The organism is Vibrio sp. 11-4(1), assembly GCF_013048625.1.
In the GTDB taxonomy this organism is placed as follows: domain Bacteria; phylum Pseudomonadota; class Gammaproteobacteria; order Enterobacterales; family Vibrionaceae; genus Vibrio; species Vibrio diabolicus.
This window is the reverse complement of the sequence record NZ_VHSY01000012.1, coordinates 26577-39029: the sequence shown is the minus strand read 5'-3', so window position 1 is coordinate 39029 and position 12453 is coordinate 26577. Positions and strand designations below refer to the sequence as shown.

Here is a 12453-nt window from a genome sequence, read left to right as displayed (position 1 = left end):
ACAATTATAAAAATTCTTGAATTAGCTGATCGGTTTCGAACAAAGGTAAGCCTACTACAGCGTGATAACTGCCTTCGATTCGGGTGACAAATCGCCCTCCGAGTCCCTGAATACCATAACTTCCAGCTTTATCGCATGGCTCTCCTGACTGCCAATATTGTTCGATTTCTTCGTGAGTCAGTTGTTTGAACCACACGTCAGTGGTGACGACCACTGAATGTTGTTGTTCCGATGATACGACGCTCACCGCAGTCATCACTTGATGACGACGACCGGATAAGTCAGTAAGCATACGCTTTGAATCTTCAAAACTTTTTGGTTTTTCTAGCACACGGTCATCGCATACTACGACCGTGTCAGAGCCCAATACAACGGAATCAGGCTTAGCTAATGCTAAGCCTGCCTGAGCTTTTTCCAAAGAAAGACGCAGCACGTAATCTCGTGCTTGCTCATGAGCCTGTTTGGCTTCCTCAATATCAGGCAATACGATCTCAAAGTCATAACCTAGTTGAGCAAGCAGCTCTTTTCTTCTCGGAGAACCCGATGCGAGAACGAGAGATAAGCTTTTCTTCACCGCTTTACCTTACGTGCCATGCACGACGAACTCGTCGCATTAATAAAAACATCCATGGCCAAAGTATACAGTTTATTGCCGCCGTCCACAGAGATAATGGATTAAATACTACGTCCTGGTTCAAATATTCCCCACAGAATATCAAAACTTCCAATAGCGCAGTAAAAAAGGCAATTAAAATCGACTGTTGCCACAATGCCATGTTACGAATCAATAGGAAATTCAACGCCACCAGATAGATGACAATCGACATCATCATGCCGCGAATTCCAAGCGTTGAGCCGATCAAGATATCCCATAATAAGCCCAGCACTAGTGCGGTTCCAACGTTCACTCGGTGCGGCAGTGCCAACACCCAATAACACGTTACAAGGAACAACCATGATGGACGTAAAACATCTAATACACCTGGCCACGGAATGGTTTGCAACACCAGCGCAACGAAGAAACTGACACCAATCACCATTCGGCTGCTCACTACATTATTGGCCATCAGTTACCTCTTGTTCTTCTTGCTCTAACCCTTCATCCACATTGGATCGCAGCACTTTGTGTTGACGATCTTCATTCGGCCAAATCAGCAGTAGGTAACGTAAGCGATCAAACTCTACAACTGGCTCAGCTTTGATTGACGCAAACTCTTGGCGCGTATCGTGATCCACATTGGTAACCGTCGCGACTGGATAGCCCTCTGGGTAAATCCCACCTAGGCCGGATGTCACCAATAGATCGCCAACCTGAATATCAGTACTGGTTGGAATGTGCTCCAGTTGGATTTCATCCATTTCACCATTGCCCGACGCGATCACTCGAATATCGTTACGGATCACCTGGACAGGAATCGCATTTTTCGCATCCGTTAGCAACAGAACACGTGCGTTGTGCGCTGCGACAAACGTGACTTGACCAACAATGCCTTTTTCGTTGATCACTGGCTGTCCGACGTACACACCGTCTATTTGTCCTTTATCAATCACCACTTGATGACGATAAGGTGAAGTATCAACCGCCATCACTTCAGTTACGACTTTCTTTTCATCCCTGACAAATGAAGAGCCTAACAATTTGCGTAGACGTTGGTTTTCTTCTTTATATTGATCGAGCAAGATCAGCTCGCTTTTCAGGCGTAGCACTTCTCGCTTTAAGTTGCGATTGCCTTCAACTAATGCCTGACGAGTATTAAAACGTTCAAATACGCCATCGAACATGCTGCGAGGCAAATTGGCTGCGTATTGAATCGGTGCAACCATACTGTTCAATAAGTATCGGACGTTGGAAAACGTATCTAGACGACTATCAGCCAGCATTAAGCTCGCCGACACGATGACAGCAAAAAACAGACGTAATTGCAGAGACGGACCTCTGCCAAAAATCGGTTTCATCTTGTTTTTGACCTGATTGCTTCCATGATTATTGAGCCTTACTTGGCAACCTAAAAATACTTAAATAAATACTTTTAGGTATGGAGCATGTTTGAATTACAGAGAGAGCAGAAATGAAGGTGAAGCCCGACATGAGCTTCACCTAAACCTTTATTCTTCAGAGAACAGATCGCCACCGTGCATGTCGATCATTTCTAGTGCTTTACCGCCACCACGCGCAACACACGTTAGTGGATCTTCCGCGATAACCACAGGGATACCGGTTTCTTCCATTAATAGACGATCGAGATCTTTCAGTAGCGCGCCACCACCAGTCAGAACCATGCCGTTTTCAGAAATGTCTGAAGCAAGCTCTGGTGGACACTGCTCTAGTGCAACCATGACTGCTGAGACGATGCCAGATAGCGGCTCTTGAAGCGCTTCTAGGATCTCGTTTGAGTTCAGGCTAAAGCTGCGTGGCACACCCTCTGCAAGGTTGCGACCGCGAACTTCAATCTCTTGAACTTCATCGCCAGGGTAAGCAGAACCGATTTCGTGTTTGATCTTTTCAGCCGTGGCTTCACCAATCAAGCTGCCGTAGTTACGACGTACGTAGTTAATTACCGCTTCATCAAAGCGGTCACCACCGATACGTACAGACGATGAGTAAACCACACCGTTTAGAGAGATAACAGCAACTTCAGTTGTACCACCACCGATATCAACCACCATTGAACCTGTCGGCTCAGACACGCGCAGGCCAGCACCGATTGCTGCCGCCATTGGCTCGTCGATTAGGTAAACTTCACGCGCGCCAGCACCGAGAGCTGATTCACGAATTGCGCGGCGCTCAACTTGGGTAGAACCGCAAGGAACACAAACAAGAACACGTGGGCTTGGCTTTAGGATGCTGTTGTCATGCACTTGTTTGATAAAGTGCTGAAGCATTTTTTCGGTTACGTAGAAATCAGCGATTACGCCGTCTTTCATTGGGCGGATAGCGGAAATGTTGCCAGGTGTACGACCAAGCATCTGTTTTGCTGCGTGACCGACTGCAGCAACGCTTTTTGCAGAACCTACACGATCTTGACGAATAGCAACTACAGAAGGTTCATCAAGGACAATTCCTTGCCCTTTTACGTAAATTAGAGTGTTGGCTGTACCTAAATCGATAGATAGATCGTTAGAAAACATGCCACGAAGTTTCTTAAACATACTCTTCGCTCATCCTGCAAAAATATAGAAGACAAAAATTGCTCTAAATGTACCAATGCCTCGCTGTCACAGCAAGGTATTGGTACACAAACATGAGCAGAAAGCCTCAATTTCTTGCAGTTTCCTAACTTAAGGGCAAAAACCTAAGTTGTTACTGTCCGGTTAACCCTGGCTCACCACGGTAAATCACGCGATCGTTACCACGATGAATACCGAAGGTGACGACGGTGGATGGGTTTTCTTCACCAGCTTTCTTATTATCCCAGTTGTACTTGAGCCAAGGTAAGCCATTTTTTGAATCATCAAGATCTAACCAAACGCGTGTTTGCTGACGGTATGGTTCAGCTTGAGTTGCAGTTACAGAACGAGAAGAACCAGAAGACACTTCACCACCAGCTCCTAATGTAACCGCTTTAGGATCAGCATCAGTACCTGTTGGCCAGATATGCGTTTCAGCGGCAGTGACACCTTTCACATCGGTTTGGTTGTCATCAGGGTTGGCGATAAAGCGGCTACCATTCCAGTATTCAACTCGGAGTGGCACTCTCAACGTCGAACCCTGGTTGCCACCAACATCATCTAGGTCTATACGACCAAAGCGGATGTCAGGTTGAGTAGGCAATAACCCCTCACTACCATCGATAGATACTGGATCCTTATTATCATCCGCAGGTTTGATTGATATCGCCGTATCTTTCGCGTTCTCGTTAAAGTTGAGCGGACCATCTGGGTAACTTGAGCCAGAACCTTTTAATAGCTCTAACCCATCCGTCGTTGAACCAGTAAACTTACCTAGACTTCTTGAAGTGACATAAGCAGCACCATTATTCACCCAAGTTCCCGTATAGGTTTTATTCAAAATAAAACGAGATTGATAAGAGCTAGTATCTTTCAAACCAAACTTTGCTTGTAAGCCACTAGAGAAGAAGGCGTAGTTTGTTAAAGCGCCTTTATCCGCATTTAATGCCTCAACATAAAACTCCTCGACGCCAAAGCCTTGTCCCATATAAGCAAAGTTTTCTTTATGTGGGTAAGCCCATTGATTTCCTTTCGCGTCATCAACTCGGAAATACTTAGGGTAGAAACGACCAATATTTTCTTCTGCTGGCGTAATGGTGAAAGCTTTACTGCCGAGATACGTTTCAGGTGGTGTAATCTTAAAATCAAAAGCACCAACTTCGGATACAGTTTGCGTCACTGACCCCGTACCATTAGTTAGATTGATATGATCGTATGTGGTCGTCCCTAAAGTGCCAGGAATCGCACTATCAAACTGCGGGTAAGATACTTTATGACTAATCGTTAAACCTGATTGCTGATAGTTTTGTGCTGGCTTCTTATTACCACCAAATTGGTAGGCAGTTACTTTCATCGTAAACGGCTCTCCAGCGGCAACAAAACTCTTATCACATGAATCGGATGCCCCACAAAGACCACCATCAACCGTCAACTGAAGATAAGCAGGAAAACTAACAAAGCTATTTTGACCTAATGAATCCTTCTCACCTTTGATTTTCGCCTTCAGCGCAACTTTACCTGCTTCGGGGTATCTCAAGTTAAAGTAAGCCTTGCCTTCGCTGTCAAAGTAAACATCGTCAATTTCCATACTCTCTGTGTTGTCGATAGCAACCTCTTCACTAAACTTGCCATCTTCCTTTAGAAAAGAAACGTATGTTTCAACTTGCACTGCATTTTTCTCAGGTTCAACACGTTCTACTGAAAGAATCACATTGCGATGTTGACCAACTCCATCTTGCTGACTAGGTGCACTACAAAACTCAAGGTAAGGTCTATTTTCAATTCCATATAAAGGGGTTCCATCAGTAAAAAATGGTTTGCCCGCTACCTTATCTGGAATATTTACGCCCAACGCGGCAGAGTTAAACAAGATATTACAGTTTTGCTCAGATAGCGGACCACCAGCGATACGACACTTAGCGCCTTCAAATCCGAACTGTGGAACTGAACTACTCGCAATGCCAAGTTTTGCAGAGCCAGATTGATAAGCCTGCAATTTTAACGAAATAGAGTCAGAGAATGTGGCACTATCTCCTTCCTCCCACTTAACCAAAGAGGAAGATTGAGGCAACAACGATACCGTGACGGGCTCAATACTCGCCCCAGGATTACTAGACAACACTGATGCTGGATATGTTTTCGAGCAAGAGTCATTCATACACGCTCGAAGCGTTACTTCCGATGCCTGACAAATACTGCCAGTTCCAGCATAGTCAAACTCGAAGTGGTGAATGCCTTCCGTTATTTTTTGATACTTATCAGCACAAACTTGGAAGTTATCCATTTCGTGTATATTGGTAATGTCACCGGTCGAGGCGGTAATTGACACACGGAAGTTTTCTGGAGGAGTGGTTTGCCCAAAACCTCTCATGACATCAAATTTCGAGATCAATGTTGTCCAAGAATTCGCGCTACCGATCTTACGCTGAATCGTAATGTAGACTTTACCTTGTTGTTTAGAATCAATGATAACTTTATATCTATGGTTTTGATTGCTACGTCCATCTAAGTCACCAACATTGTGATTACCTTTGATATAGCGATAGCCTCCCATCCAATGCCCTGAGTCATTCTTAATCCCAGAGCCACGAATCGCGACTGTATTTGGCTTAAACCCTGGTCGGTAATTACTATCCTCAAAACTACCTTCTCTTGAGTAGTTGCCGTATTCATCGATACCAAACCCAAGCCAACCACCAGCAAAGCCTTGTATGTTAGGTTTCACGCCATAGCCAAGTGGACCACCAAATGCCCCAGTTTGTGGCGGAACATTTGCGTCAGATAAAACCAATGCTACACCATCAGCCCCAGAGCCGGAGTGTGCATAATGGTCAAATTCCACTTCAAGGTAGTTATCTTTCGAAGGGAATAGATAGTTGTATGCCGATGCAGTTGCTTGATTTCTTTGAGACGAGTTTAAAACGAATCGACCACCAGACGGTTTAGGTTTGATGCTTTGCCCAAAGCCAATAACAGACCAGTTACTAATATCATTAGCGTTGAAGTCTTCCATTGGAAGTAAATTACATTGTGTTGGCTCTGGGGTCATATCGGGACAAACAGACTGAATAACATCGATAGGACAAGTGCCATCTGTATCGGATGGAGTACAGCTTGGATCATTCACGCCGCAGTAGATTTTTTCATTATCAAAGTCATATGAATGACCAACAACAGAACCACACACACTTGAGTTCTTTACTGTTGCCTTATGACTTGCTTGGATAGCGTTTTTGTAGGCGTAAATGCCCCTATTTTTATTTTCTTTGGAGTTCTCGAGTTTAACTTCTGAACCTATGGAGGTAACTTGACCACATACTAGGGATTTTTTAATTTCAACTTTGTGTAAAGCTGTCAAATTTCCGTAAACGGAGTTACCGTCCCCCGCCTCTTCAAGCTTTATTTCTTCACCGAGGCTTTGGATGTCTCCAACAACTGTCGTTCCTTTCAACACCACTTCGTGTGATGCTTCGATGTCACCGTAAATTTGATTATTCGAGTTTTCTGTTTTTACGGAACCACCTTTACTTTTTACATCCCCACGAACTACAGTCTGCTTCAATATAACATCGCCATGAGCTACCACATCACCGTCAATGGTGTTGTTATTCCTCTCCGTTTTTATTTGCCCTCCAGCACTGGTAACGTCACCTTTGACAGTAACTTTGGAGAGTACGATATCCCTCGCCCCCCAAATATCACTTTCAATAACATTCCCTGTACCTTTAATCTCTATGCCATCCGTAAGACTTGTAACATTTCCTGCCACTTCTGCACTTTCAAGATACACATTACCGTGAGACGAATAGATGAAACCATTTATGTCGATATTATTTTTTAGTTCAACACTTCCATGGGCTTCAATATTGCCGAAGAGTTGAACTTGATTTCGGCCTTTCACATTACTGGTTTTAGCAAGAATATTAATAGGGCGAATAGAGCTGCCAATTACATTTTTTCCTTTAAATTCAACATCACCATAAACTAGAATATTCATTGGCCGATCGGAAGAAATTGACTGCCATTTATGTAGGTATAACCCGTTCGGGCAAACATAATCATTGTAACTATGATAATAACCACCACACAGGTTCCCTCTCGATTTCATCGCTCCCTTACTAATTGACCAATATGGTGCCATATCAAAAGTTTCAGCAGAAAAGCTCTTGAGAGAAAACAAACAAAAAAATAAAGCAGCAATTATTTTTCTTTTCATTATTTTAATCCTTAATCCAAATCTCTTGTCTGCGTTCAACTAAGCTCAATCCAGAACCACACTGGACTGCAGCTTCGATACGATAAAATGTTTGGCTATCTAACTTTTTATCTCCCCCGTCACACACAAGCGAAACTAATCGGCAGCTTCCGTAATCAATGCTCTCTGAGCTTGGCGCTTTACCATTGACTTTATTACTGCAATTACTTCCCACATCTGGGTTTTCATTGTTAAGTGGGTATATTTCAGTGAGTGCCCACTCTGTTGAAGATTGAGCGTAAAACCATGCTTGTGTCCCTAAAAACTCACGAGTCATTGAGTTTTGATTAGACCAGTTAGTCTTTGTGAGCGTTGCACCTAGATATCCCATCATAATAATCACGAACAAGCATACAATGAGTACATTTCCACTGTTTTTCTGTTTATGGGACATTTAACACCTGCACATCTTGTTGGTAGGTACTCACTTCACCATTTTGTTCAAAAGCAAATTTGAGATAAACAATCCCACCAGTCTGTAAACTCACATTCGTGTAGTTAAATTGACTTTCATCTGCCACGATATTTTCAACAACAGTGCCATTGCGAGTTAAGCGATTAGTATGAGCCCCGGCTTTGACAATGCAGTATTCAACTTTGGTTGCTAACTGATATAGATAAATACGATGAGCGATCGAGTCACTAGGTAAAGGCGTCGTTAAGCTATAACGATAAAAGTCGGCATTACCATTGCCATCATTACCATTTAAAGAAAGGTCACTATTAATTAAGTGATTACTCACAGCGCCTGATATCAAATCGTCATAGCGTGTAGGGTTAATGACAAAGCGTATCTCCTCGGAAGCTTTTAATGTATTTCCTGGAACATTTTCCCCAGTGATAAAAAGCAGATCGTTGCTGGTTGGTTCTTGAAAGTAATAACCGGAATTTAAAGTTGGGACAAACGACAGGCAGGATTCGTCAACCGTGTTTGTCATTGCAAAACTATTGGGAACGGCGTGTCTAATTTCACGCGCCATTTTTTCTAGCACAAATTGAGCTTGGGTCTGAATTCTTTGTCTTGAACTCGCATCAACATACCCTTTCATCCCAACTTGAACATAACCTGCAATCCCCAGCATGATGATGCTACCAATAACAATGGTCAGCACGAGCTCTATGAGAGTGAAGCCTCTTTGACTCATTAATAATTACCTCTGTAACCAACCAATGAAATCGCTAACGCGGAACCAGCAAATATATCTAGTTTCACTTGCTTCATTTTAGGAACACTTCCTTCGAGCTCTGTCGTTTCTACCGCAACCTCTACGCGAAAATTGATATAACTACTGTCTGCACTATTACCTACAACATCTGAGAGTTGGTATTTTTCGCCACCTGAGGGGCAACGGTTCTGAGTATTTTTGGTGTACCAACAACCAATATAATCATCAACATCATTAAAAGCAGAGGGCGAAGTCTCTCCATCCCTTCCAAGAGCAGAGCAAGCATCTGCACCGCTTTCACCACAGCGGAGCATGCCACCGTTATCATCATAATAATGGTCAAAATTACGGGCTAAAATTTGCGACATCATACTATGCCCTAAAGCGATGGCTCGACTTTGATAATGAGAGGTGGAAGCATCTTTAATTTGTGGTATCAAGGCTGTCGAAAACATCACCATTGCGACTCCCATCAAGACGATCGCGATTATCATCTCGATTAGCGTCATTCCTCTGAGCGTTTTTTTGCCTTTCATAGTCATGAACAGCCACCTTTACTCACGTAGCCTTGTTCATTGATTGTGACCGTACAAGTTTGAGAGCTATTGTTTTCGCTAATAGAGATAGTGACCGAAGAAGGGGTCGGATTTCCTAGAAGATCAAATTTAACCTCTTGAACAGGAGAAAAAGTAACACTGCTGTCTTCGACCCAATCACTACGACTACTGGACTGAGATGAGCAAGAGGCTTTTGAACCGATACAATTGGTTGCTATGGATAGAATAAAATCGTTATTTCCTACCGCACTACTGACATTTGATTGCATGCGATTCACCTGGACTTGGCGAACAACAGAAATGACTTGATCTTGAATTGCTGCGGCAGAAATTCCAGTGCGCATAAATCGACTGGACGCGTAAAGCGATAATATTGAAAGGATGACGATTACCATGATCAGCTCAATGAGAGTAAAACCTGATATCGTTGAGCGCGACTTCATACTTAGGAACCTTCGGCTTACAACAAGCGATTAAATTATAAGCAAAAAAGCATGGTAATTTTGGACTAAAATCACACTTCTTTTACGTAGCAAACAAGATTGCTCTAGGTTAGTTTTTCGATCTATCGATCTCTTCTTCAATTCGATCGTAAGTTTCTTTGTTGCTTAGCGTCTCAGAAACATGCTCAGCGGTTTGCTTGGTTTGCTCCCACTTGGCTTCGTAAATTTCTGGCTCGAAGCTGATAAATCTTGGTAATACCACATAACCGATCACACCCAAGATAATCAGCACAACCACAAACTCTATTGCACTAAGACCTGATGATTTACGCATATGAACTATTCCGAGATTCATCAAAATAAAGAGATAAAGGCCAGACTAGCTGGCCTTTGAAACGAAAATATTAATCCGTAGAACCACATTCATCAGCAGTGCTAGTTACAACAACGGTTGCTGGAGTATCTTTACCTTTAGCTTGGCTGTATTTCACACATTTCGTGTCGTAGTTGTCAAAACCGTATGAAATGTATTTAGGGTCAGCACTAGTATCAACTTTCTTAACAACCCAATCCTCAGATAGGCCATCTACCACTAGAGATAGAGCCGCTGAAGTTGCCTCTGGGTAACCAAATTCTAGGTTTAAAGTTGAAGAACCAATGCTAATTGCACCGTCTGCAGTTGCTTCTTGACCTTCAATAGCAGCTTTACCGTAAGTAATACCAGCGGCGCCAGTCATCGCACCTTTCAAACCGTCCAGTGCTGAATCACGAGCGTCATCTTGTAGGTTAAGGAAACGTGGTGCTGCAGTTACCGCTAGAATACCTAGGATTACAATTACCACTACCAATTCGATAAGGGTGAAACCACCTTGTCTTTTCATTGTTTACTCTCTCTATGTAAGCATGCAGTACAACTGCAAAGTTTCGTTTAGGTCACGCGACCATTTTGGATATTGTCAAAACGGTTTGGGGCAGCAACGTTCACTAAAACTGACCGTGAAGTGGATACTGTATCTACCGCTTGAGCAGAATGACGGTTCGCCATTATTCAGTTCATGCTGCAATGAGAAAAACACATTATTGTTTACCCTCTATTACAGCGTCTTACTTATGGTAATGATTGCATTATACCGACTTTCATTACCAATTATAGTGATTAGGTGTCAAAAAATTCACTCCGCCGACATTCCGACGTCTATTTTCAGCTGATTAGCTGTTGAAATAACTACAATCGACTGACCATTTTCATAAGTATAGTGACAGACATAACGATCAGTTTTGATGGCTCCACTGATATCTATTAACTTATTGGTCATTATTTTACGTTGTGGATAATGCACTGCTAGCCAATAACCACAATCTAAAACACCTTGTTGAGTAAAGGGAGACACTAACCCGTCCTCAGTCATAGTAAGGTTAAAACCATCCATCAGCATATGTTCTGGCTCGCCTTTTACGAGCCAAGCTTGACGATAACGCTGAACACTATCTTGCATCCAAACTCTCGCCAACTTCGCTCCGGTCACTTGCGCCTGCTCGGTGACAGGACGTAATTTGACCGCCAAGCCAACAGCAATGATGGTAGCAATTACCCCAAAAACGATTAGCGTCGCTCGACTTTGATTTTCAACCACCGATTAGCCGCCTTTGATGATGTCTAGCATTCCCCACATTGGCAGGAAGATACCCAGTGCTAGCACCATGACCATGCCTGCGACAATCACCAAAAGTAGCGGTTCTATTCTCGCGGTCAGTGTTTTTAGATCGTAATCGACTTCTCGATCGTAAAAATCCGACACTTCCAGCAGCAGCTCATCAATACGACCTGTTTCTTCCCCTACTGCAATCATCTGAATCACCAAAGGGGTAAAGATTTTACTGTTGATGGCAGTCACTGAGATGGTGCTACCCGCTTCAATCGCGGATTTCATCTCAAGAATTCGATTTTCTAAAAAGCGGTTCCCCAGGGCTTCCCCGGCTAAAGCTAAAGACTGGTTAAGTGGAACGCCTGACTTCAGCATCAACGAGAAGGTTCTGGCAAAACGGGAAAGCTGCGCGCGATTAACGATATCGCCCACAATTGGAAGCCGAAGCCGAAACTTATCGAACTTTTCCCGACCATCAGCCGTCGCCACCCAGGCTCTGAAAACCGCAAACGCGCCAATCATTGCCACAATCAACAACACCCAATAATTAACAAAGAAATTAGAAGTAGCGATCAAAATACGCGTCGGCAGTGGTAACTCAACACCAAAGCGCGTGAACATGGAAGCAAACTCAGGGATCACCAAGATATTCAATATAAACATGGCGATGGTAATAAAGATAATCACAAACGTCGGATAACGCATCGCCGCTTTGATACGTTTGCGAGTCTCGAGTTCCTGCTCGTAGTAATTTGCCAGTTGCAATAGCGCTTGATCGAGTCGACCCGTATTCTCACCTACATTGATCATAGAAACGAACAGTGGGCTGAATACTTTGCTGTGTTGCTGCATCGCAGAAGACAAACCTCGGCCATTACTCAGTTCAGAAACGACATCTTCCAGTGCCTCTTTGAGCTGTTTGTTTTCACAATTTTGCAGCAGGCCACGCATAGAACGCAGCAACGGTACGCCCGCTTTAGTTAAGCTAAACAACTGGCGAGAGAAAAGAATGATCACTTCCAATGGAATGGCTGGCACAAATAGCTTAGACAAGCTCACTTGGCTTTTTGCCGACTCTTTCTCTAACCGCACATTGAGCGGGATGATCCCTTTATTCATCAACGCTTCCGCTGCAGCTTCTGAGTTCACTGCCTCGATTTTGCCGTTAGTGGATGAGCCGTCTAAAGTACGACCTTGATAACGAAAAGTTGGCATTCA

At 43.5% G+C, this 12453-nt stretch carries 13 protein-coding genes; all 13 read right to left on the bottom strand.

Translation table 11 applies throughout. From position 1 onward, the window contains the following. Window positions 1-4: 4 nt before the first annotated feature. A complete protein-coding gene (locus FKN16_RS20315; protein WP_104970986.1) occupies window positions 5-574 on the bottom strand; it encodes a Maf family protein in 570 nt (189 codons plus the stop codon). Between the two features lie 4 nt (window positions 575-578). Further along, a complete protein-coding gene (gene mreD / locus FKN16_RS20310) occupies window positions 579-1067 on the bottom strand; it encodes a rod shape-determining protein MreD (protein WP_012841380.1) in 489 nt (162 codons plus the stop codon). Beyond that, window positions 1057-1956: a rod shape-determining protein MreC gene (gene mreC / locus FKN16_RS20305; RefSeq protein WP_005396268.1), complete on the bottom strand. Its 900-nt coding sequence runs from the start codon at window positions 1954-1956 to the stop codon at window positions 1057-1059. Before mreC ends, mreD begins: the two co-directional genes overlap by 11 nt. Before the next feature lie 150 nt (window positions 1957-2106). After that, window positions 2107-3150 carry a rod shape-determining protein gene (locus FKN16_RS20300; RefSeq protein ID WP_005381144.1) on the bottom strand — a complete coding sequence of 348 codons (1044 nt, stop codon included), beginning with the start codon at window positions 3148-3150 and terminating at the stop codon, window positions 2107-2109. A gap of 151 nt (window positions 3151-3301) precedes the next feature. After that, entirely contained in the window at window positions 3302-7165 is a 3864-nt protein-coding gene (locus FKN16_RS20295; protein ID WP_249370563.1) for a DUF6701 domain-containing protein, read from the bottom strand. 223 nt (window positions 7166-7388) lie between these two features. Then, window positions 7389-7817, bottom strand: a complete 429-nt coding sequence (locus FKN16_RS20290; protein WP_145473461.1) for an MSHA biogenesis protein MshP — start codon at window positions 7815-7817, stop codon at window positions 7389-7391. Beyond that, entirely contained in the window at window positions 7807-8568 is a 762-nt protein-coding gene (locus FKN16_RS20285; RefSeq protein ID WP_170903451.1) for a prepilin-type N-terminal cleavage/methylation domain-containing protein, read from the bottom strand. Before FKN16_RS20285 ends, FKN16_RS20290 begins: the two co-directional genes overlap by 11 nt. Then, the gene (locus tag FKN16_RS20280) at window positions 8568-9131 is read right to left on the bottom strand and encodes a type II secretion system protein (RefSeq protein WP_170903450.1); all 564 of its coding nucleotides are present in this window, start codon (window positions 9129-9131) and stop codon (window positions 8568-8570) included. The genes FKN16_RS20285 and FKN16_RS20280 overlap by 1 nt, the downstream gene beginning before the upstream one ends. Continuing rightward, entirely contained in the window at window positions 9128-9589 is a 462-nt protein-coding gene (locus FKN16_RS20275) for a type II secretion system protein (protein ID WP_025501885.1), read from the bottom strand. The genes FKN16_RS20280 and FKN16_RS20275 overlap by 4 nt, the downstream gene beginning before the upstream one ends. Window positions 9590-9698: 109 nt before the next feature. Next, window positions 9699-9923 (bottom strand): type II secretion system protein, encoded by a 225-nt coding sequence (locus FKN16_RS20270; protein ID WP_170903449.1) that lies wholly within the window; start codon window positions 9921-9923, stop codon window positions 9699-9701. A 70-nt stretch (window positions 9924-9993) separates the two neighbouring features. After that, the gene (locus tag FKN16_RS20265; RefSeq protein ID WP_170903448.1) at window positions 9994-10470 is read right to left on the bottom strand and encodes a prepilin-type N-terminal cleavage/methylation domain-containing protein; all 477 of its coding nucleotides are present in this window, start codon (window positions 10468-10470) and stop codon (window positions 9994-9996) included. Between the two features lie 291 nt (window positions 10471-10761). Further along, window positions 10762-11223: an MSHA biogenesis protein MshF gene (locus FKN16_RS20260; protein WP_170903447.1), complete on the bottom strand. Its 462-nt coding sequence runs from the start codon at window positions 11221-11223 to the stop codon at window positions 10762-10764. A gap of 3 nt (window positions 11224-11226) precedes the next feature. After that, window positions 11227-12450, bottom strand: coding sequence for a type II secretion system F family protein (locus FKN16_RS20255; protein ID WP_047009160.1), 1224 nt, complete (start codon window positions 12448-12450; stop codon window positions 11227-11229). Between the last annotated feature and the right edge of the window lie 3 nt (window positions 12451-12453).